Origin of the sequence: Nocardioides sp., from assembly GCF_035576065.1 — a bacterium.
Taxonomy (GTDB): Bacteria; Actinomycetota; Actinomycetes; order Propionibacteriales; family Nocardioidaceae; genus Nocardioides.
The window spans coordinates 68136-89683 of record NZ_DATLWX010000043.1 but is presented as its reverse complement, the minus strand read 5'-3'; the positions used below and the strand labels follow the sequence as shown (position 1 = coordinate 89683).

Sequence of the window (21548 nt, the reverse complement as noted above, 5' to 3'; positions counted from 1 at the left end):
CCCACGTCGGCCGATAGGCTGCCGCGCATGTCGAATCGCCGGGTCGTGTTTGTCGTCGGCTCGGGCCGCAGCGGCACCAGCACCATGAGCGGCGCCCTCCAGACGCTGGGTCTGCACGTGCCGCAGCCCGAGGTCGAGGCCGACGCCACCAACCCCAAGGGCTTCGGGGAGCCGCAGTGGGTCGTCGACCTGCACCACGAGCTGCTCGCCCGCTCGGGGGTCCAGGTGTCCGACGCCCGCCCTCGTGCCTGGCTCGAGGCGGGGAGGCTCAGCGCCGACCACGCCACCCGCGAGCGGGTGACGGAGTGGCTGGAGTCGCAGTTCCTCGCCGGCGGCGACGAGCTGGTGATCAAGGACCCGCGGGCCGCGTGGTTCATGGGCCTCTGGCGCGCGTGCGCCGACCGGTGCGACGCGACCTCGTCCTACGTCACCATGCTCCGCCCGGTCACCGAGGTGGTCGGCTCCAAGAAGAAGTACTACGACCAGCGCCAGGGCGATGTCACCCGCACCGCGGCGTGGATCAACATGATGCTCCACACCGAGCGCGCCACGCGGGGACAGGCGCGACGCTTCGTGCGGTATGCCGACCTGCTGACCGACTGGACGCAGCCGGTCTACGCCCTGGGTGAGGCCTTCGACCTCCAGGCAGTCAAGACGGCCATGGCCAACGACATCGCCCAGGTCCACACGTTCATCGATCCGTCCCTGCGTCGGGTGAGCATGACCTGGGACGACGTCGAGGTGCCCACTGCGTTGCGGGACCTGGCGGAGGAGACGTGGCAGGTGCTCGACGGGCTGGCGACCGACGGCGGGGACACCCCCGATGCGCACGAGGCCAGCGACCGGCTCCGCGTGGCCTACGACGAGATGTACGCCGACGCCGAAGCCTTCGCCCACTCCACCTCGTTGGCGGCCCGACGCGAGGGCGCCATCGCCACCCGGCGCGAGCTTGAGGCATCGGAACAGGGCGGGGTCGCGGGCCCGGGGCGCGGCGTGGAGCGCGTGCCCCACGCTGTCCGTGCACTGGTGCCCGAAGGTGCCCGTCGTGGTCTCCGCAAGGCCCTCAACAGACAACGCACCCGGGAGGACTGATGTCCCGTCCGGACATCGCCTCGCTCGAGGGTCTCAGCGACTACGACGTGACCTGGCCGTGGAGCAACGGCCAGCGGCTCGCTGCGGGACTCACCTGCGTCTTCCGGGTGAAGAACGAGGCGCGCAACCTCCCCTGGGTGCTGCCGCCGATCCTGGATGCGGTCCAGCACGTCCTGCTGGTCGACAACGGCTCCGACGACGGCACCCTCGAGGTGGCGAGGGGGATCGCCGAGCAGTGCGGGGCGGCGGAGCGCTTCACCGGGCTCAGCTATCCCCATCAGGTCGCGCGGGCCGGCGGCGAACACCTCGCCACGCCCGCCACCAGCGTCCACTCGCTGACACACTTCTACAACTGGTGCTTCAGCCAGGTGCGCACGAGCTACTCGATGAAGTGGGACGGCGACATGGTCCTCACCCCCGAGGGGTCTGGCATCCTGCGCGACCTGTCCTGGCAGCTCGAGTCGACCCAGACGATCGTGGCGATGCCGCGCCACCCGCTGACCGTGGTCGACGAGTCGACGGGCTGGCTCGACCTCTCGCTGCGCTTCCTGGAGCCGTGGGTCTATCCGATGGGCCCGGACTTCACGTTCGTGAAGGCCTTCGACTGGGAGCTGCGCGAATATCCGGCCGCCACCGAGCGCCTCGTCCTCCAGCAGGGCCTCTGCGTGGAGGTCAAGTGGCTCGACGCCGACGAATACGCCCACTGGCGCAAGGACGGCGTGGACTTCACGAACACCCGGCTCTACCGCAAGCTGCGCGAGTTCGAGGTGGACGAGGCCATCCGCTCGGGTCGCCCCGAGGAGCTGGGGGGACTCGTCCGTGTCGACGCCCCGCCCGGCGTCCACATCATCGACTTCGTCACCCGCACCTGGCTGCGCCAGCAGCCTCGGCCACTCGTCAAGCACTCACTACCCGCGTCGCTGCGGGAACGGGACAGGTCGAACAGTCTTCGGCGGCCGGGAGCTCCTTCGTGACTCATCCCCTCGATGGCTTCACCTCGCCTCCGCCGCTGCTGGTGATCGGCGACGACGAGTCGAGTGCCGACCTGGCCCCGGACGGCGCCACGTTCCTCACCTTGGCGGGGACCACCGACATCGGCCGCGGCTGGAAGTCGGTCCTGTGGATGACCGCCGACCGCTCCTCGCTGCGTCGCCTGGCATCGGCCGTCCCGCGGCTGGGTCAGGTCCGCGTCGTCGCGGTCTGGCTGACCGACTCGACCGCCCCGCTGGTGGTGCGGCCTCGTCCCGAGTGGCCAGCCATCACCAGCGCCATGGCACGCGAGGCCGAGCGCGGAGTGCTGACGGTGCTGCGGTTCGCCGCACCGGTCCCGGCCCACCAGGTGCTCGTCGAGTGCGCCCGGCAGGCGGTCGACGCCGACAGCGGGCACAGCGGGCACGGCGGGCTGGTGGTCGGCTACGCGGGCCGAGAGGCGGCCGACGGCCTCGACGTACGAGCCCCGTTCTTCGACGACCCGGCATCCTCTTCCGACGCCGAGCGGGACGTCCCGCCCGACGTCGTGCTCTCGACCACGCCTGCGGAACCAGACGTCCACCCCGTCATCGACCGGGCACCGATGGTGGTCGTGGCCCCCCAGCTGGAACCGGTCGACGAGCGCGTCGTCAACCCGCGCGGCTGGCGCAAGGACTGGACCGAGCCGGTGCGCGCCCTCGCCCCTGGACAGGCGCTCACCGAGAGCGCGATCGCGGACCTCCGCGACGTCCAGGGTCTGCGGATCGACCTGTCGGTTGCCGAGCCGCGCACCGTCGCCGGGCTGGCGATGGCAGGGGTCCCGCTCGTCGCGACCGGCACCAACCCTCACCTGAGCGAGCCGTTGGCTCGAGCACTGAGCAGGACCGTCGACCTCGACGACGCCCTGGCGCGCGAGGAGCACAGCGTCGCCATCCGACGGGCCGCGTTGGACACCCACTCGACGCTCGCCTGGCGGTCCGGCCTCGCGGAGCGCGCGGGGGTCCGGTTCGTGGCCCAGCCCCGCGTGAGCGTGCTGCTCGCGACGGTGCGTCCCCATCAGCTCGACTTCGCGATGCGTCAGCTCGCCCGCCAGCGAGGGGTCGAGCTGCAGGTCGTCCTCGGGACCCACGGGTGGAGCGTCACCGAGGACGAGGTCCGCGCCCGGTTGGGCGGGCACGACGTGATCGTCCGCGCGCACGACAAGGGCGAGTTCTTCGGCGACGTGCTCAACGACGCAGCGAGCGTCGCCGACGGTGACGTGATGCTCAAGGTCGACGACGACGACTGGTATTCGCCGTACGCCATCGGTGACCTCCTCCGGGCGCGCCGCTACACCGGCGCCGAGGTGGTGGGGATGCCCAGCGAGTTCGTCTACCTCGAGGAGCTCGGCGTCACCGCCCGACGCAACCACCCGACCGAGATCTACAACCGGTTCGTGGCCGGCGGCACGATCATGGTCGACCGGCACGTCCTGCGGAGCGTGGGCGGCTTCCGGCGCGTCCGCCGCTTCGTCGACGCCCAGCTCCTCAACGCCGTCGAAGCCAGCGGCGGTCGCATCTACCGCACACACGGCCTCGGCTACGTCCTGCGACGCACGGCTGCGGGACACACCTGGCAGTCGGACCCCGAGTCCTTCCGCCGACCCGAGATCCTCGAGCGCGAGTGGCCCGGCTTCCACGCCAGCAGTGACCTCGAGCTGGACCCGGCGGACCTGCCATGAAACAGCCATTGGTACGCCGCAACGAGTGGCGCTCGCTGCCCGCGACCGAGCTCGGCGGATGGACGCCCACGAAGTCCGTCAGCGTGGTGATCCCGACCTGGAGTGCGGAGGCCACGCTGCCGTTCGTGCTGGCCGGCCTCGCGGCGCAGACCTATCCCGCCCACCTGCTCGAGGTGGTCGTCGTCGATGACGGCAACCCGGCCCCGGTCGAGCTGCCGGAGGTACGCCCGGAGAACACCCGCATCGTGCGGGTGACCGAGGGCTGGGGTCGCGCGAACGCCTGCCACACCGGTGCCCTGGCCAGCGAGGGCGACGTGATCGCGTGGCTCGATGCCGACATGCTCGCCTTCCGCGAGCATCTCGAGGCGCAGCTGCGTTGGCACCACGAGGTTGACTACGCCGTGGTGCTGGGGACCAAGCGCTTCGTCGACCCGGCGCCCCTCGCGGGCCGGCCGACGACCATGGTCCGCGACGACGTGGCCAGCGGCGAGATCGCGACGACGTGGGACTGGGACGCCGAGGAGACCCACAAGTGGGTCGAAGGGATGTGGCGTCGGACCGACGACCTCACGCTCGCCGGACCCCGTGCCTTCCGCGCACACGTCGGCGCGACCGGCTCGCTCACCCGTGCGCTCTACACGGCGGCAGGCGGTATGGCGACGGACCTGCGCCTCGGCGAGGACATGGAGCTCGGCCACCGGCTCGCCGAGGCCGGCGGGGCGCTGATCCCGGAGCACGCGTCCCGCGCGTGGCACCTCGGGCGCACCCACGTGATGGAGCACCGCGACCAGATCAACCGCTACAACGACTCGTTCCTGGCCAACCTCGTGCCGACGATGCGGGCCAAGCGCAACCGCCGCGGACGGCGCTACGACGTGCCGTACCTCGAGGTCGTCGTCGACGCCCGCGGCGCACTCGCCCAGGACGTGATCGGGGTCGTCGACTCGGTCCTCGACTCCTCGCTCGACGACCTCCGGGTCGTGGTGCTCGGCGACTGGACGCTCACGGACGCACGGCAGTCACCGCTGGGAGATCCGCACATCGATCAGCGGATCGTGCACCGGACCTATGGCAGCGACCAACGGGTCGAGCTGCGGGCCGAGGTGCCCGCCGCACGCAGGTCGCCCTGGCGGTTGTCGCTCGACGGGGTGTCGGTGGCGCCGCTGGAGGACGCGATCGAGGCGCTGCTCGACGACCTGGAGCGGCACCACGACGGCGCGGCGGTCATCGAGGGCGTCGGCCGGGTCGACCGGACGGCGGCGGTCTCGCGGGTGCTCCGGGTCCACGGCACCCTCTCGGACGAGGGTCTCGATGCGGCGTACGGCCTGGTCCGGCTTGCCAGCGAGGAGGCCGGCTGGGTCCCGGTCACCGAGCGGGAGGTCGCGCGCTACGAGGGGAAGATGAAGCCCCCGGTCGACCGGCCCGTTCCCGATCCCGAGCGGCGTCCGGGGTTGTTCGGGCGACGACGCTGATCCTCGCCAGCGGTGCGTCACCCACATTTGGTGGACTGGGAATGTGGCTCACGCACCGCCCGAGCGACAAAAAGGCAGCGGCGTCAGTCCGAGCCGAAGAGGTCGCGCGTGTAGACCTTGTCGCGGACGTCGTCGAGCTCGGGTGCCATCCGGTTGGCGACGATGACGTCGGCGAGGGCCTTGAACCCGTCGAGGTCGGCCATCACGGGGGAGCCGAAGAACGTCCCGTCGGTGGCGAGCTGGTCAGCAGTGAGCTCGGGCTCGTAGACGACGACCTGCACGCCCTTGGCCTTGATGCGCTTCATGATCCCCTGCACCGAGGACTCGCGGAAGTTGTCCGAGCCGGCCTTCATCAGCAGCCGATGGATGCCGACGACCTTCGGCTGGCGGTCGAGGATGTCGAAGGCGACGAAGTCCTTGCGGGTGGTGTTGGCCTCGACGATCGCGGAGATCAGCGTCTGCGGGACCTCGGAGTAGTTGGCGAGCAGCTGGCGCGTGTCCTTGGGCAGGCAGTAGCCGCCGTAGCCGAAGGACGGGTTGTTGTAGTGCGAACCGATGCGCGGGTCGAGGCCGACACCGTCGATGATCTGCCGCGACGAGAGGCCGCGCGCGAGGGCGAAGGAGTCGAGCTCGTTGAAGAACGCGACGCGCATGGCGAGGTAGGTGTTGGCGAAGAGCTTGATCGCCTCGGCCTCGGTGGGTTCGGTGAAGAGGAGAGGTACGTCGTCGGCGTCGGCGCCCTTCAGGAGCAGCTCGGCGAACCGGCGGGCCCGCGAGCTGTCCTCGCCCACCACGATCCGTGCCGGGTGCAGATTGTCGTACAACGCGCGACCCTCGCGCAGGAACTCGGGACTGAAGATGACCTGGTCGGTGCCGAGCCGCTTGCGCACGTCGTCGACGTAGCCCACCGGGATCGTCGACTTGATGACCATCGTGGCCTCGGGGGCGAGGCGCATGACGTCGCCGATGACCTGCTCGACGCTGCGGGTGTTGAAGTAGTTCGTCACCTCGTCGTAGTTGGTCGGTGTCGCGATGATGACGAACTCCACGCCCGCGTAGGCCTCGGCGGGATCGGTCGTGAAGGTCAGAGTGAGGTCCTCGTCGGCCAGGAAGCGGCTGACGTCCTCGTCGTGGATCGGGCTCCGACCCGCGCGCAGCATCTCGACCCTGTCCTCGTCGAGGTCGAACGCCACGACCTCGTTGTGGCGCGCGAGCAGGCACGCCATGGACAGTCCGACATATCCGAGGCCGACGACGGCGATCTTGGTGGTCACGCCGCCATTGTGCCCGTTCGTGGCACGGGTCAGGCAGACAGCGCGGTCGTCATCCGGTGAACAATGTCCCTCAGCCGATCCGGCGACGTCGCGAAGTTGAGCCGCACGTGCCCGGCCGCCCCGGGGTGGAACTCGTGCCCGGGTGAGAGGCGGACGAGGCCGCGCTCGAGGCAGACGCGTGCAGGGTTGCGGTGGTGGTAGGCGCGCAGGTCGATCCACGCGAGGTAGGTCCCCTCGACCGGCCGCATCCGGGCCTCAGGCAGCTCGGCGGCGAGGAGCTGTCCCAACAGCGTGCGCTGCTCGTCGAGGCGCTGCACGAGCGCCGCCAGCCACGGGTCTCCCTGGCCGTACGCCGCAATCGCGGCCACCACCCCGAGCGTCGACCACGAGTCGTTGCGAGCCATCGGCACCGCGAACAGCTTGTCGCGGGTCTCGTCGTCCCCGGTGACGATCTGGGCGCACTTGAGCCCGGCGATGTTGAACGCCTTCGAGGCGGCCACCAGCGCGACAGCGTGCTCGGCGGTCCCGTCGACGGCGAGGTAGGAGATGTGCTCGGCCCCCGGCAGGACCAGCGGCGCCCAGATCTCGTCGCTGATGACGCGGGCGCCGTGCAGGGCGACGACGTCCCGGATCCCCTCGAGCTCCGAGCGGGTGAAGACCCGCCCCCACGGGTTGTGCGGCTGGGTGAGGAGCAGCGTGCGGGCGCCCGCTGCGAAGTGCCGGTCGAGCGCGTCCAGGTCGATGCCACTTCGCTCGTCATCGACGTCCACCACGAGGTTGACGCGCCGGCGACCGGTGACCTGCGCGATCTCCAGCTGCGGCGAGTAGGCCGGGATCGGCATCACGACGGGGGCGTCCTCGCAGAGTACGTCGAGGGCGAGCCGCATCCCGGCCGTCACGTCGACCACGGGCAGGACATGGTCGGGGTCGACCGACTGGTCGAGGTGCCGACCGGCCCAGTCGGCGTACGACCGGCCCAGCTCGCTGCCGAACTCGAACGCGGGGTAGCCGGTCTTCCCGACCCGCACGGCGTCGACCACCGCCTCGGTGACGACGTCGGCGACGGCGTAGTCCATCTCCGCCACCCAGGCGGGCAGGATCTCGGGGTCGGTCATGCCCCACTTGAGGACGAGCGCCGCGCGGGCTTCCTCGTCGGTCAGGTCACGGATCATGACGCCAACCTACCGAGTCAGCGCAGCGCGTAGGTCGCCAACGAGACACCGACGTAGTGCGCGATGAAGGCCAGGATCGTGAAGGTGTGGAAGACCTCGTGGAAGCCGAACCACCCCGGTTTGGGGTTGGGCTTCTTCAGCGCATAGACCACGCCGCCGAGGGTGTAGAGCACGCCGCCGGCCACGACCAGGCTCAGCGTCGCGACCGCGACCGGGGTGCTCAGACGCTCGGCGCCGTCGATGAAGTCGGGGATGAAGAAGACGGCGAACCAGCCGAGGCCGATGTAGATCGGCGTGTAGAGCCACCGCGGGGCGCTGGTCCAGAAGACCCGGAAGAGCACCCCGAGAAGGGCGCCGCTCCAGATGCCCGCGAGCAGCCAGACGCGGGCGGACCCGTCGAGCAGCAGCATGGCGAAGGCGGTGTAGGTGCCGGCGATCAGGATGAAGATGTTGGAGTGGTCGAGCCGTCGCAGCAGGGCCCACACCGCCGGCTGCCACGTGCCGAGGTGATAGATCGCCGAGATGCCGAACAGCAGCAGCGCGGAGGCGATGAAGACGCCCGAGCCGACCTTCGTCCCGACCGAGGGGGACAGGATGATCAGCACCGCGCCCGCGGCCACCACGACCGGGACCGACCACGCGTGGATCCGGCCACGGAGACGCGGCTTGAGCTCAGCCATCTTGTCGGCCATCACGATCAGGGCCGCGTCGTGGTCGAGGAACTTCTTCACGACCGTCATTGTGGACCCAGGCGGAGCTGCGGACGAACCAGTGGCTCAGGCAGGCTCAGACATGGGCGCCGCAGCGGCGGGCGGCAAGCAGGGCGAGCGTGCGCGCCACTCGGAGGAGCTCGGTGATGTCGACGTGTTCGCGGGGGCCGTGGGCGAGGCGGACGTCGCCGGGTCCGTAGTGGAGCGTGGGGATGCCGCCCATCCCGGCGTAGAGGCGCAGGTCGCTGCCGTACGGCGCTGCGCTGAGGGCGACGTCGCGTCGCTCGGTCGCGTGGATGGCGCCCGCAACCTCGTGGACCAACGGATGGAGGGAGTCGATGCGGCCGCTGGCGAACTGCCCGCCGGGCCAGCTCACCTCGACCGGGTGGTCGCGCAACCAGGGGTCTGCAGCGCAGGCGTCGGCGACGGCTCGTTCGAAGGCGTGCCGTGCGCTGCTCGGTGGTTCGTCCAACAGCACTCCGAGACGTCCGTGGGCGACGAGCAGATCAGGCACGCTGCTGGCCCAGTCGCCGGCGCGGAGGGTGCCGATGGAGATCGGGTATGGCAATGCGTTGCCGTCGAAGAGCGGGTCGGGGTGCGCGTTGCGCTCGCGCTCGAGCACCAGGAGTGCGGCGTACACCGGCAGGAACGCGTCGATGGCGCTGTGTCCGGCGAGCCGTGAGCTCCCGTGGGTGGCCAGGCCGTGGACGCGCAGCTCAAAGGACAGGGCTCCGGCGTTGGCGACGACGAGTTTGCCGCTGGTGGGCTCAGTGATCACGGCGGCCCGGCCGCGGTGACCGCGCAGCATCGTGGCGAAGGCGCCCAGCCCTCCGTCCTCCTCGCTGATGACCGTGTGGACGGCGAACGGCCGCTCGAGCGTCACCCCGGAGGTGACCAGCGCGCGGGCGACGGCCAGGTTGGTCGCCACGCCGGCCTTCATGTCGCATGCCCCGCGGCCGTGGACGGCGCCGTCCTTGATCGCGCCGCTCCACGGATTGCGGTCGTCCCAGTTGTCCAGGTCTCCGGTGGGGACGACGTCGACGTGACCTTGCAGGACGAGCTCGGGGATTCCTGCCGGGCCCAGGACGCCGACGGCGCCGTACCCCTCGAGCCGGGGCGCCTCCGTCCCCGGGTGATCGGGGTGGGCGGCCAGCTCGGCCAGGTCGAGCTTCCACGCGTCGACGTCGAATCCCAGGCTCGACAGCTCCCGGGCGTGCCAGTGCTGCAGCTCGGACTCGGCGTCGGTGCCCGTCACGCTCGGGATCCGGATCAGGGTCACCAGCTCGTCGACCAGGCGCTGCTCGTCGAGCGCTTCGAGGACGCGGGCTTCGGGACGAGTCAGGTCGGACGTCGCGATGTCGATGGTGGTCACGACGTGAATCTAGGGACAGCTCAACTCCTACGGAATAGCAGGAAATCGGACGGACCCACATAGGCTGTATGAGTGATCCAGCCCCAGCAGCTCCGGGTCCTCGTCGCCATCCGCGACGCCGGGTCGTTGACCCGAGCCGCGCAGGCGCTGGGCTACGGCGTCCCGACCATCGCGCACCACCTCGCGTCCCTCGAACGCCACTTCAAGGCGCGATTGGTCGTGCGGGACCCGCGCGGCGCGCGGCTCACCCCACTGGGAATCGTGTTCGTCACCGAGGCCGAGGAGATCCTGGCGCGCCTGGAGCTGGCAGAGCGGCTGGTGACGACGCAGCGCGACCTTGGACTGGCCACGGTCCGGATCGGGACCTTCGCCTCGGTCGGGTCGCAGCTGTTGCCGCGTGCCATCCGCCAGCTGCGATCGCTGATGCCCGTCCAGGTCGAGGTGGTCGAGGCCGAACCCACCGACGTGGTCGAGCAGCTGCACGCGGGTGACCTCCACGGGGGGCTGATCTACGACTCCGCCGAGGAGCCCGGGTTCACCTCCCCTGACCTCACGTTCACGGTGCTGCTCGAGGAGCACTACCGCGTGCTGGTGGCGAGTGAGAGCAGCTACGCCAGTCGCGCGGAGATCGACCTCGCCGACCTCGTGGACGCGGACTGGATCTCCAGTCGCGACGAGAACGAGGCGTCCGACCGGGTCCTGCGTCGCGCCTGTCACCTCGCGGGCTTCGAGCCCAAGATCGTGATGAGGACCGACGACCTCAACATGATCCACGGCCTCGTCGCGGAAGGGCTTGGCTGCACCCTGGCGACCCAGGCGGCGGTGGATACTCGGTTCCCGGTCGTCACCCGTCCCACGACCCAAGGCCTGGGCATCCGCAGGACCTCCTTCGTCCACCGGAGCGGCGCCGTCCCCCGCGCCGTCGAGGAGCTCCACGGGATCCTGGTCGGCCTGCTGGCCCGTACGGCGACCTAAGGTGGCCCGATGAACGAGGCTGATCTGCGACGAAGGTGGTCCGAGGGCCAGCCGTGCCATGGACTGTGGAGCCTGCTGCCGGGAGTCGTGACCGCTGAAGTCCTCGCGCGGACCGGCGCCGACTACGTCGTCGTCGACCTGCAGCACGGTGCCGCCACGGAGGCGGACCTCCCCGGCGTCGCCGCGGCGATCAGGGCAGCCGGCGCGCTGCCGCTGGTCCGGACCAGGAGCCCGTTGTTCGCCGACCTCGGCCGACCACTCGACCTCGGCGCCTGCGGGGTGATCGTGCCGAACGTGCGCGATGCCGAGCACGCTCGCGAGATCGTCGCCGCCACCCGCTACGCCCCCGCCGGTGGGCGGTCGATCGGGCGCCTGTCCGGCGGAGCCGACGAGCCGCTGGTGATCGTCATGGTCGAGACCGCGACCGCGCTCGACGACCTCGACGCGATCCTGGGCGTGCCGGGGCTGGACGGGATCTACGTGGGTCCGGGGGACCTCTCCTTGTCACTGGACCTCGCCGGGGAGGATCGCTCGACCGACCTGCGCGGCGTGCTGTCCTCGATCATCGCCCGCGCCGTCGCCGCAGGGGTGCCCGTCGGCGTACACGCCTACAACGGGTCGGATGCCGCCCGCTACGCCGCGGAGGGCGCGAGGATCGTGACCGTCTCGGTGGACACCGTCTCGCTGGGCGAGGTCATGGCGCACCACCTCGACGTCGCGCGCAGCACTTCTCGTCGTCCCGACCCTGCGGAGTGACATGCTCCCGTCCACCATGGACAACCACACATCAGACCCGGTCCTCGCCCACTTCGACGGGGTCGCCGATGCGTACGACGAGGTGTTGCCCTTCTTCGTGTCGTTCGCCCGAGAGGCAGTTGCTCGAACGCACGTCGACCCTGGCGCACGTGCCCTTGACGTAGCTGCCGGCCGAGGAGCATTCACTGCCGCGCTGCTCGAGCACGGAGCGGACGTCGTCGCCGTGGACGGGGCGCCCCGCATGGTCGCGCTGCTGGAGCGGGACTTCCCCAGCATCAACGCCGCGGTCATGGATGCCAGCCGGCTGGACTTCCCTGACGAGGCGTTCGATCTGGTGGCGTGTGGGTTCGCGCTTCACATCGTGGCTGACCCCTGGGCCGCGATGAGCGAGATCAGCAGGGTGCTCAAGCCGGGGGGTGAAGTCGCGCTCACTGTTCCCGGTCGAGCTGACGGCTCGCCCGACCCGTGGGAGGACCCGTTGGTGGATCTCTATGCCGAGTTCCGGAAGTACCAGTCGGACGGGGTCGGTCGTCACGGCAACGACGCTGACGAAGCAGAGCTGCTGGCCGACTCGCCACTGACCGATGTCGTGGCAACGACTCTGGAGGTCGCCATACCGGTCGCGGACGGCGACACCTATTGGCGCTGGAGTCGCAGCCACGGATCGGGCCGATTCATCGACGGGTTGTCCCCCGAGCGGCGAGCCGAGATGCACTCGCTCCTCATGGCTCGGATGAACGACCTCCCCGGATTCACCCTGCGCCGATCAGCAACGCTCTGGACCGCACGAAAGCCCTCCTGACCTCTCCACGCCCGGACGACGAGCGGATGGGGGCAAGTGGCGAACTCAGCCGGACTCTGAAGGCCGTGATTGGTCAGGACTGGACGTTCGAGCTCGTCGGTTCGACGTCCGTCCCGGGCCTCAGCGGGGAGTGACCAACCAAGCGCAAGGCGGAATTCGTCGTGCGCATGGTGAACCACGCACGAGCCGAGCGATGGTTGCCCGCCGTCCTGTCCCCGTGGCATCCGTCTGTCGGCAGGTCCGCCATACCGCGCGAGGTTGGTCGCGAGTTTCGGTGGGCCTCTGTCAGTCGCTTGCCGAGCTCCAGTTCACGCTCCCTCACCGGACATTCGTCCGGATGGGCTATACGGGCAGCGCATCGACTGTCGGATCGCCGACCAGACTAGGTCCCGCTGAGGATTCGGGTTACGAGACGATCGGTTCCGCCTGAGCGCGTGACCCCTGCTCTCGATCTGAGACGTTGCCAGCGTGAGTGCTCCGAACGATTTCGGAGGGCGGGTGACGCTGTCTCTCACCCACGACAAGAGGCTTTAGGTAGGTGCCGTCAGGAGGGGTTGGGCCGCCTGGGTCCGCCAGAGCCTGACCGTCAACCGCGTCGGATGCGCTGTCCTAGGCGGATGTTCTTCTCACCGTCGCCGTCGCGATTGGCGTCGTCGAGCTGGAGCGCGAACTCGTCCGTCTCGGCGTCCTCGACCTCGAAGCCGGTGGCTGTCACGCCGACCTGCAACCATCGAGGTGAGTCGACGCACGCGGCCGGGACGACCAGCGTGACACGGTCCTTCCTGCCTTCGTAGGTGCCGGAGAACCCCTCGCACTCGACCTCGCCCGTGCGCCGACGGCCGAAGGCGGTCTTCACCACGCGAGGGCCACCACGCACCAGTGACGCGGCGAAACGGGCTCGAGGCGTCCGGATCCAGACGTACGCCTGGAGCGCCGAGGCGTTGCGCAAGTCGCGGAGATGAACGGTGACCTTCAGCCGCGCCGTGCCATAGGAGGCCACGGTCCGGGTGATGTCTGTCGCCGCGTACTGCGGTGCCGGAACGATGTCTTCGTTGTCGTTGAGATAGGACGACTCGACATCGCCGACGGCGTCATGGACCGTCACGGTCTCCCCGTGAGCGGCAGCGGCGGGCACGAACATGGACGCGGCCAGGACCGCGGCAGCGGTGCGTGCTCGAAACGAATGGGATGGGCGCCTCATCCGGGGCGCACCATGCGGGAAATCATGCGTGAACCATAGACAACCGACGGGTGCCACAACCGACTGGTCTAGACGCAGCCGCCGTCGTACTCGATTCGTCTGCGGGGCGGCTCCGCAGTCCCAATCCCCTGCCACGCAGTGTCCAATGGGATGACGGGGAGTGGTCAGGTTGATGGTCAAGCGGCGCGGTGCGACGGCACGGCTGGCGGTGGCTGCGGTGGTCGCAGCAGCGGTTCTGGGTGGCCAGGGGGTGGCGCCGGCTGTCGGCTCCTCTGGGTCGGTCGCGTCGACACCTGACGTCCTGCCGGCTCTTCCCACGGTTCGGGTGACCGACCACTTCGGTGAGGCCGCAGCGCTGCTCGGCGCGCTTGGCATGGACCCGCGCGGTGAGCAGTTCCGACAGTCGTGGGAGGAGGCGCGCGAGGCGATCAGCCACGACGGCGTCCGCGGCGACAGCTTCGCGGCAGGGACGCGTCTGGTCGTGACGACCGGCGCCTTGGTCCGGCACCTCCAGGGCAACGCGTCGGGAGTGCCGGCCGAGCAACGCGGCGCGGTGACGGCGAAGCTGCGTGCCGGGGCTGAGCTGCTGGTCGCGACAGCGCTCGTCGATCTGCGCCTCGCGCTGTCCGAGCCGATCGGCGTGCCGGCCCCACGGGCGGAGCGCGCAGGGCAGCTGCTGTCGCAGGCGACGAAGGCACACGAGCAGGCCCAGTCGGTCCGCGGCAACGACCAGTCCGCGCTGGCGCACCTGACCACGGGCTGGCGCAAGCTGATGGACGGGTTCGCCGGTCTGGGGATCGAGTTGTCGGGCGACTCGGACGCCGACGGGTTGGTCGACCACGTGGAGTTCATCGTCGGCAGCAACGTGTTTTCGGCGGACACCGACCGTGACGGTCTTGGCGACCTTTTCGAGGTGGAGGAGCTGTTTGGCTTCACCTCGTCGGTGATGGCCGACTCCGACGCCGATGGCACGGGCGATGCGGACGAGGACTTCGACTCCGACGGGCTGACCCATCTGGAGGAGCAGCGGTTCGGCAGCTCCCCGCTTGACGCCGACGGGGACGGTGACGGGCTGGACGACGCCGACGAGCAGCGGCTCGGCACCGACCCGCGGACGGCCGACTCCGACGGCGACACCCTCGTCGATGGCGTCGAGCCTCGCCAGGGCCTGTCCCCGGTCCGGGCGGACACCGACGGTGACGGGATCCGTGATGACGCCGAGACGGTGTCGGCGACCCTCGAGGGTCCCGCCGGCGTGTCGGCGACTGTCACCGGCACCGGCGACCTTGTGGACGACGCGCGGATCGTCGAGGTGCCGCCCACCGCCGCCACCGCGGGCATCCCCGGTCAGGCGGGTCCCGCGTACGACTTCCAGCTCACCGAGCAGGCCGCTGCGGGGATGACCGGCGGCGTGATCACCTTGCCGTACGACCCCGCACAGGTCGCGAGCGACGACGCGCGGGTCTTCTACCTCGACCAGGACGAGAGCCTGTGGCGACCGGCAGCGGAGGCCCAGACGGTGGACCCCGCCGCAGGCACCGTGTCGGTGGCGGTCGAGCACTTCTCGACCTACGCCGTTTTCGACACCGCCGCCTGGGAGAGGAGGTGGGCTGAGCCGGACTCCTGCCTAGCTCGGGGCACCAGCAAGCTGGACATCGCACTGATTCTGGACAGCTCGGGTTCGATGGCGAAGAACGACCCCGACGACAGGCGTCTCGATGCCGCCAGGGGCGTCGTGGACTCACTGGTGCCAGGCGACCGCGCTGCCGTGGTCGAGTTCGACGCTGACGGCACGCTGCTCGCCGAGCTCACCGGCGACCGGGTCGCCCTGCGGCGGGCCATCCGGACTGTCGACGCGGAAGGTTCGCCGACTCGGATCGGTGCCGGCGTTCGTGTCGCCCTGGACGAGCTGGGAGCACGAGGTCGTACCGGCGCTGTTCGCGGGGCCATCCTGATCGCCGACGGCGCCGGGAGCTACAACGTGGACTTCACCCGCGAGGCGCGAGACGCCGGCATCGTGGTGCACACCGTTGGCCTTGGAAACGACTCGGATTTCGCTGTCCTACGAGACATCGCGGACGGCACCGGCGGAACCTTCGCCCGCGTCAAGCGGGCAGAGAACCTGCCCGAGGTGTACCGACGGCTCGCGGACTCCACCGGAGGGGCGAACCTCGTCGACTCCGACGCCGACGGCCTCACCGACTGCCGGGAGACCAGCGGCATTCTCGCCTCCGACGGGCGGGTGTACCGCACCGACCCGCACAGCGCCGACACCGACGGCGACGACCTCAGCGACGGCGAGGAAGTGGGCCAGCTCGTTGACTTCGCCCGGCTCGGGGCCCAGACCGGTATCCGAGCGCTGAGGCGTCTTGGCGAGGCCGGGGCGCGGGTGCACGCGTTGCGCGCCGATCCGGTTCTGGCCGACAGCGACTTCGACGGCATCATCGACCCCGTTGAGCGTGACGACGAAACCTTGGTGTTCGACAAGGACAGCGAGAACGACGGGCTCGGGGACGGCGCGGAGCGCGAGATCGGTACCAACCCGTGGCTGGCCAACAGCGACGGCGACGAGTTCAGCGACGAGTACGAGTTCTGGCATCTCAGCGACGGCCTGAACCCGCTCTACTACAACCAGAAGGTCAGCAAGTGGACCTATGTAGGGCACTTCCTCCTGGGGTTCGCTGCAGGTGACCTCGTCGAGTCCAAGGCGTCCCTCGCCTGGCTCACCGGGTACCTCTGCTCCACGGCAATCCCGCTTGTAGATCTACGTGACCTCCTCGGCAACGCTCTCCGGGGCGAATGGATCGGAGCCGGGCTCAGCGCCTTGGGACTCATCCCGATCGGGGGTGACGTAACGGCGGCGGTGGGCAAGATCGCGAAGTTCGTTGCCAAGCACCTGAGCATGCAGCGCGACGTCGCCGTCTATCTCGCCAAATCTGGTGCCCCCGGCGCCCTGAGGGTCGACGCGCTCCGGACCACGTCGGCGGTCCCTCGCGGAGTGCAGGTTAAAGCGCTTCAAACCGTCTTCAAGAAGAGTTGGGACGACTTGATCACGGCCGGGGCCGACGAGGCAGGCCTCATCAGGATGGCCGGAGGTGGCACCGACCTTGACGCTCTCCTCGCAGCCACGCGACGAGCGGGCCACGTCGAGAGCGTGGTATCCCCGATCCACGCCTCGTGGCGCGCCGGAGAGACCTTCCTCGAGGACTTGTTCGAAGTCACCACCAAGGGCATCGACAAGCAGGTCTGGCGGTCCACCCGCAATCTGCGTGTGAACGACGGCCCCATCTCCCAGACTCTCAGCATCGGCGTCGGACGCTACATCGACGTCCTACCCGGCAATGTCGCCCGCGAGGCCAAGACCGGCTGGGTCCGCTACACCCCAAGCCTCGCGACGCAAATCAGCAAGGACGGGCTGCTCGTTCGCGCCACCAACGTGGACGTGAACGGCGCGCACTGGCACTTCATGCCCAGCGGCCGCAGTAACACCGTCGGGGCCGACCCACGCATCCTGGACCTGCTCGACTACAACAAGATCCCGTACACCATCCACCTACCCACCTCGTGATTGGCTGAGCGGGTGCAGAGCTATCACGAGATGACGACCGCTCAGGCGCGGGCGTACTTCGAGCAGTTCATGTCCGAGATGGACGCCAGCCGCGAACGGCTCGCCAACACCCTCCGCGAGCAAGGCGCGGACCCGGGGCTGGCGTACGACCCGACCCCTCAGTCGCTGGACCCGATCTGGTGGGCGCTCTCACCGCTGCTGGCCTGGCAGGACGGCTGGACGCCCACCCCCTCGGGTTTGCCGAGGCCCACCATGGCGGCTCTGGGCGACCTCGACGCACTGCCGAGCTGGGTATCAACCGTCGGTGGTCCCATTGAGTTCTCGCCGTCAACGATCTGGATCATCGACGGCGTGGGTCGACACCTGGGCAACGTGATGGTCGCCAGTGTGCCGCCAAGTCAGTGGAGCGTCGGCCACCACCGCATCCGCGCCTACGTGTACCAGAACAGGCCCGTCATCACTGCCCCTGAGACCGCGGACGTGAACCCTCTCGGACTGGTGGCCGTCCTTGCTTCCAGAACGCTCGAAGGCGTGTACAAGAGTGGTGACACCTCGCCGTGGCCCCTCGACGTGGAAATCGCCGCCCAAGCGCCGGCTGAGACAGGAGTCCCCACCCCTCAGAAGTCGCCGGAACCTGCTTCTCCGGCGGTCGACGGGTGCACGTGTGGTGAGCACCTCGTGGACGTCGCCGAACAGGTCGTGCCGTTCGCCGCGTCAGGCGAGGCCAAGGACTCGGGCGACTCACCGGTGGGCGTGGCCGACCTGGTGGCGGCCGAAGCCTTGGGGGCGGAGGAAGTTGAGGACGAGCCCGGCAGGTGGATGCTGTGGTTCGGCGACGAGACCCGCGCCCACTACGACGACGACGCCCCGATGAGCCTGGACGACGTGGTCGCACTTGCACCCGGGGTCAGCGAGGTCGTGCGGGAGGACCGCGAGACCATCCTCGTCCGAGCGCCCGGCCGCTGCGAGAACGCGATGGTCGCGGTGGCCGCCTGTGCCTTGCTTGACGACCGAGTCCGGAGGACCGTCCGGGCGTAGCCAGCGCCGTTGGCTACCAGCCCCGGCACCAGCCCCAGCTGCCGTGGTCGTGCCGCCGGGCGTCTGGGCTGGACGCGGCGGTAGTCGGCCGTACGCGGAACGCTGATTGGCCGACGACCAGACCGTCGTCGTCCCAAAGCGACTCAGCTCCGTAAGCGTCCCAGTAAGGGATCCCTTACCGGACACCGACAGCTCACCGGGAGAGCGCGGCGAGCGCGGCGAGCGCACAAGACATGCTTGTGAAGCGGGTGATCGGTCGGTTGGATCTAGCCACCTGTACTTGTGATGACAACCGAGTCACGCTACCGGGCGTCTGCTATCTGTTGCTCAGTCAACACCCCTACGGGGATGGAGGCCATACATGTCGAGACTGGTCACAAGGGCCGTCCTTGGTGTGAGTCTCCTGCTCCTGGCGGCTTGCAGCGGCAACTCGCGGACAGCCGATGTCGAGGAGAGCGACCAACAGACACCGTCCGTGTCGGCACCATCGCCTACGGGCATATCCTCAGCGTCACCTTCTGCCGAGCCGACCGGGCAGACCAGCACCACCCCCGCGCAGTCCACAGTGAAGGCAGAGGACCTGAGGCTGATGCGCGACTTCGTCGCCTTCGCCGTCCAACCGTCAGCCGAGACGGCTGGGAGGCTGCCATTCGCTGGGGAGGTTCAACTCGGACTCAGCCGTGACCTCAGGACTGCTCTCAACGCGCCCGATGCCCCTCAAGCGTCCGCATGGGTGCTCAACGCCAATTCCTTCCGCGCCTACACAGGACCCTTCAGCGCCTTGGAACTCATCCAGCGTCACGCTGACGAGGCTCGCTCCATGTCGTTCCGAACCCGTGGAGGCGCTTTGCACGTCTCCGCCGGCGACCACCCGCACTGCGCAAGTCCACCTGTGCCTGCACCACAGGGCTTCGAACGCCATCGGCGGGTGTCGGTTCAGCCGTCAGAGTCGTCCATCGACAGTTGCCTGTCTTGGTTCACTGTCGACCTCTTCTTGAACAAGGAAGGGAGCATCGCGGCCGTCACGCTCGACGTGTGGGAGCCGTAGGCAGCAACAGCCGCTTGGCGTGCGCTGCTGCCATCCGGTCATAGCCGCGTTTCGAGTGGGTCCAGGTAGCCGATCCCCGCACGGTCACGCTCCGCGTGACGATCCCCGCACGGTCACGCTCCGCGTGACGATGGCTGAGCGGACTGCCTGGAAGATCTATTCGGACCTGGGCTGGTCCTCACGCGGCAGGAAGAGCGGCGGCAACGGCAAGAAGCCAGGACCGCCGGGTCCACGACGACTCTCCTCTCTGACTTCCTTCGCTGATACGGCCATGTCGGATACTTCATCACGCGGCGGTAGTGGTTCTCCAACGGTTTGATGCATGCGCCGGCCCCACACAGAGTCAGTTCCGCGCGTCCCTCTCTGCATCACCGGCCGGAGATGATTCAAGGCCGCGACGCCCCAGCCATTGACCACGCTCGAGTCTGTACAGCCGGCTGTCACCCTCGTACCAGGGGTCAGGACCTACTCCGATGAACTGAAGTCCCAACCGTTCCGCAACCCTGCGAGAGGGCTCGTTGTCGAGGAACATGCCGCACCAGACCTCGGGCAGACCCCCATTGAATGCGTGGTCGAGCAAGGCGTGCGCAGCCTCTGTTGCGTAGCCGGACCCGACTGAGTCGGGGTGCAGGTGCCAACCGACCTCGTATTCGCCAACGAAGTCCCCGTCGCGCCGGTAGGCCCTTGCCACGGACACAGTCCCAGCGACGATGCCTGAATCCCGGACGACGATGGCCCGGGTGATGTCGAGCGGGTCGCGTGTCTCTCGCTGGCGTCGGTCGTCGATCCAGCACAGCGCTTCGTCGACCTCAGCCATGGGCACATACGGGGGATTCCCAAGCCAGCGAATGACCTCCGGACGACGGTGGATGTCGAGGACGCGAGTCGCGTCGCCCGGCTCATAGCCGCGCAGCATGAGCCGGGCGGTCACCAAGGTGGCGATCGGCGGCGTCGTGCCGGTCAAGGGGCTCTCGGCAGGGCGTTCAGACATGTCGTGAGTGGTACCACACGGTTCTCGTCAGGCCGAGACTCAGCTGGTCAGAGCTGGATGAGGCCGCACGATCTCGCAGCCGCGAGCTGCCTCGATGCCGACGCACAGATCACGCCCGTCCTCTGCGGACGCCCGGTCAGTCCCTGTCCCGCCGACGAGACGGTCAGGGCCGTCGCTGCCATGGAGCACGTCGTCGCCACCGCGCCCGAAGGCGATGACCCGCGTGGCGCCGTACGCCTCGAACCTCTCATCACGGCGACTCCCGTAGAAACGCCATGGACTTCTCACGGTGTCGAACCAATAGGCTTCCCAGCCGGACAGCCTGAGCGCGAGGTGCCCTTCATCGACGAGTGTCCCGGCTCGGGCGTTGAGCGTCACCTGGCCGCGGAGCCTCCTGCGGTCGAAGGTGAAGCTGTCCCTGCCGGCGCCACCCTTGATGCGCACACCACTGTGGGCGTACACGCTGTCGTTGCCCGCGCCGGTATCGATCCTCATCTCGCCGGCCGACCTCACGGCGTTGACCCCGTCGTTTCCGGCTCCGGTGCTGATCGTGTCGTCGCCGCCGTCGGTGAAGACTCCGTCGGGGCCGTCGCCACCGATCGCCGTGTCGGTCGCCGTGTCGGTCGCCGTGTCGGTCGCAATTTCGCTGTAGGTCCATTCAGGTCCTCGGCGGTCCAGGTAGATGGAGTCGTTGCCCGCACCGCCGTCGACGACGTCCGCGCCGCCGCCTGCGTAGATCGACTCGTTGCTCGCGCTACCAGTGATCCGGTCGGCGTGGGAAGTCGCGATGATCTGCTGGCGCGGAAGGGCGACGACCGTGTCGAAGCCCTGCCCGGTGACAACGCCGGCAGCCAGGTCTGCGTCGATGCCGGTGGTGGCGCTGGAATAGTTGATCGTGTCGGGCTCCTCCCCGCCCCGGTACAAATTCTGTTCTGCGTCCCAACCTGCATCGAGGTGGTCATTGCCGTTGTCTGGGATCAGCGTGTCGCCGACGATGAACCGGTGTCCCTCGACGTGCCTTTCACCGTCGGTCCCCCCGAACAACCGGTCGTCTCCCTCGCCGCCAATGATTTCGTCGGCGCCACCGAGACCACAGATGACGTCGTTGCCCGTCCCACCGTCGATCAGATCGTCCCCGTCGCTGCCGAGGATGACGTCGTCCCCGGGCGTCCCCTTGACGATGTGCAGCTCAGTCGCAGGATCCTGGTCGGCCACGATCGTGGCGACCCGTCCCTCGCAGCTCAAGACGCCCGGAGCCGTCTGGGCAGTCTGGGCCGTCTGGGCCGTCGGGGCCGTCGGGGCGGCCGAGACCGCGACGAGACCTGCAAGAACTGGCAGCAGACAGAGTCGTCCAATGGTGTTTCCCACGTGGTTCCCCCCGAAGTCGG

General features: G+C 69.1%; 16 protein-coding genes. 9 read left to right on the top strand and 7 right to left on the bottom strand.

From position 1 onward, the window contains the following. The first annotated feature begins 27 nt into the window (after nt 1–27). Genes VNJ48_RS19530 through VNJ48_RS19515 form a run of 4 tightly spaced genes read left to right on the top strand, consistent with a single transcriptional unit; the run spans nt 28 to nt 5253 of the window. On the top strand, nt 28–1092 hold the full coding sequence (locus VNJ48_RS19530) for a sulfotransferase family protein (RefSeq protein WP_325605230.1): 1065 nt from the start codon (nt 28–30) through the stop codon (nt 1090–1092). Then, nucleotides 1092–2066: a hypothetical protein gene (locus VNJ48_RS19525; RefSeq protein ID WP_325605228.1), complete on the top strand. Its 975-nt coding sequence runs from the start codon at nt 1092–1094 to the stop codon at nt 2064–2066. Before VNJ48_RS19530 ends, VNJ48_RS19525 begins: the two co-directional genes overlap by 1 nt. Next, nucleotides 2063–3781 (top strand): glycosyltransferase, encoded by a 1719-nt coding sequence (locus VNJ48_RS19520; protein WP_325605226.1) that lies wholly within the window; start codon nt 2063–2065, stop codon nt 3779–3781. The genes VNJ48_RS19525 and VNJ48_RS19520 overlap by 4 nt, the downstream gene beginning before the upstream one ends. Further along, a complete protein-coding gene (locus VNJ48_RS19515) occupies nt 3778–5253 on the top strand; it encodes a glycosyltransferase (protein WP_325605224.1) in 1476 nt (491 codons plus the stop codon). Before VNJ48_RS19520 ends, VNJ48_RS19515 begins: the two co-directional genes overlap by 4 nt. An 83-nt stretch (nt 5254–5336) precedes the next feature. Here VNJ48_RS19515 and VNJ48_RS19510 read toward each other — a convergent pair whose 3' ends face one another. From VNJ48_RS19510 to VNJ48_RS19495, 4 genes are read right to left on the bottom strand one after another with little or no spacing between them, the layout of a single operon-like run. Then, nucleotides 5337–6527, bottom strand: coding sequence for a nucleotide sugar dehydrogenase (locus VNJ48_RS19510; RefSeq protein WP_325605221.1), 1191 nt, complete (start codon nt 6525–6527; stop codon nt 5337–5339). A 29-nt stretch (nt 6528–6556) separates the two neighbouring features. Continuing rightward, the gene (locus VNJ48_RS19505) at nt 6557–7699 is read right to left on the bottom strand and encodes a MalY/PatB family protein (protein ID WP_325605219.1); all 1143 of its coding nucleotides are present in this window, start codon (nt 7697–7699) and stop codon (nt 6557–6559) included. A 17-nt stretch (nt 7700–7716) separates the two neighbouring features. After that, nucleotides 7717–8439, bottom strand: a complete 723-nt coding sequence (trhA, locus tag VNJ48_RS19500) for a PAQR family membrane homeostasis protein TrhA (protein ID WP_414689969.1) — start codon at nt 8437–8439, stop codon at nt 7717–7719. Nucleotides 8440–8485: 46 nt separating this feature from the next. Beyond that, a complete protein-coding gene (locus tag VNJ48_RS19495) occupies nt 8486–9781 on the bottom strand; it encodes an ArgE/DapE family deacylase (RefSeq protein WP_325605215.1) in 1296 nt (431 codons plus the stop codon). Nucleotides 9782–9853: 72 nt separating this feature from the next. Here VNJ48_RS19495 and VNJ48_RS19490 point away from each other — a divergent pair, with 72 nt between their 5' ends. Genes VNJ48_RS19490 through VNJ48_RS19480 form a run of 3 tightly spaced genes read left to right on the top strand, consistent with a single transcriptional unit; the run spans nt 9854 to nt 12314 of the window. Continuing rightward, the gene (locus tag VNJ48_RS19490; RefSeq protein WP_325605213.1) at nt 9854–10756 is read left to right on the top strand and encodes a LysR family transcriptional regulator; all 903 of its coding nucleotides are present in this window, start codon (nt 9854–9856) and stop codon (nt 10754–10756) included. Nucleotides 10757–10765: 9 nt separating this feature from the next. After that, nucleotides 10766–11512 carry an HpcH/HpaI aldolase family protein gene (locus tag VNJ48_RS19485; protein WP_325605211.1) on the top strand — a complete coding sequence of 249 codons (747 nt, stop codon included), beginning with the start codon at nt 10766–10768 and terminating at the stop codon, nt 11510–11512. Nucleotides 11513–11528: 16 nt separating this feature from the next. After that, on the top strand, nt 11529–12314 hold the full coding sequence (locus tag VNJ48_RS19480) for a class I SAM-dependent methyltransferase (RefSeq protein WP_325605209.1): 786 nt from the start codon (nt 11529–11531) through the stop codon (nt 12312–12314). A 586-nt stretch (nt 12315–12900) separates the two neighbouring features. Here the strand turns inward: VNJ48_RS19480 and VNJ48_RS19475 are convergent. After that, a complete protein-coding gene (locus VNJ48_RS19475; RefSeq protein ID WP_325605207.1) occupies nt 12901–13515 on the bottom strand; it encodes a hypothetical protein in 615 nt (204 codons plus the stop codon). 172 nt (nt 13516–13687) lie between these two features. Here VNJ48_RS19475 and VNJ48_RS19470 point away from each other — a divergent pair, with 172 nt between their 5' ends. Both VNJ48_RS19470 and VNJ48_RS19465 read left to right on the top strand, forming a co-directional pair. Beyond that, nucleotides 13688–17083, top strand: coding sequence for a VWA domain-containing protein (locus VNJ48_RS19470; protein WP_325605205.1), 3396 nt, complete (start codon nt 13688–13690; stop codon nt 17081–17083). Nucleotides 17084–17095: 12 nt separating this feature from the next. Then, nucleotides 17096–18121, top strand: a complete 1026-nt coding sequence (locus VNJ48_RS19465) for a hypothetical protein (RefSeq protein WP_325605203.1) — start codon at nt 17096–17098, stop codon at nt 18119–18121. 1391 nt (nt 18122–19512) lie between these two features. Here VNJ48_RS19465 and VNJ48_RS19460 read toward each other — a convergent pair. Both VNJ48_RS19460 and VNJ48_RS19455 read right to left on the bottom strand, forming a co-directional pair. Next, a complete protein-coding gene (locus tag VNJ48_RS19460) occupies nt 19513–20133 on the bottom strand; it encodes a GNAT family N-acetyltransferase (RefSeq protein ID WP_325605201.1) in 621 nt (206 codons plus the stop codon). 66 nt (nt 20134–20199) lie between these two features. Next, nucleotides 20200–21528, bottom strand: a complete 1329-nt coding sequence (locus tag VNJ48_RS19455) for a calcium-binding protein (RefSeq protein WP_325605199.1) — start codon at nt 21526–21528, stop codon at nt 20200–20202. Nucleotides 21529–21548 lie beyond the last annotated feature (20 nt).

Excerpts from the sequence above, each read along its gene's own strand:
- VNJ48_RS19525 (WP_325605228.1), top strand. The coding sequence starts at position 1,092 with ATGTCCCGTCCGGACATCGCCTCGCTCGAGGGTCTCAGCGACTACGAC.
- trhA (WP_414689969.1), bottom strand. The coding sequence starts at position 8,439 with ATGACGGTCGTGAAGAAGTTCCTCGACCACGACGCGGCCCTGATCGTG.
- VNJ48_RS19530 (WP_325605230.1), top strand. The coding sequence starts at position 28 with ATGTCGAATCGCCGGGTCGTGTTTGTCGTCGGCTCGGGCCGCAGCGGC.
- VNJ48_RS19475 (WP_325605207.1), bottom strand. The coding sequence starts at position 13,515 with ATGAGGCGCCCATCCCATTCGTTTCGAGCACGCACCGCTGCCGCGGTC.
- VNJ48_RS19505 (WP_325605219.1), bottom strand. The coding sequence starts at position 7,699 with ATGATCCGTGACCTGACCGACGAGGAAGCCCGCGCGGCGCTCGTCCTC.
- VNJ48_RS19485 (WP_325605211.1), top strand. The coding sequence starts at position 10,766 with ATGAACGAGGCTGATCTGCGACGAAGGTGGTCCGAGGGCCAGCCGTGC.
- VNJ48_RS19515 (WP_325605224.1), top strand. The coding sequence starts at position 3,778 with ATGAAACAGCCATTGGTACGCCGCAACGAGTGGCGCTCGCTGCCCGCG.
- VNJ48_RS19480 (WP_325605209.1), top strand. The coding sequence starts at position 11,529 with ATGGACAACCACACATCAGACCCGGTCCTCGCCCACTTCGACGGGGTC.
- VNJ48_RS19470 (WP_325605205.1), top strand. The coding sequence starts at position 13,688 with ATGGTCAAGCGGCGCGGTGCGACGGCACGGCTGGCGGTGGCTGCGGTG.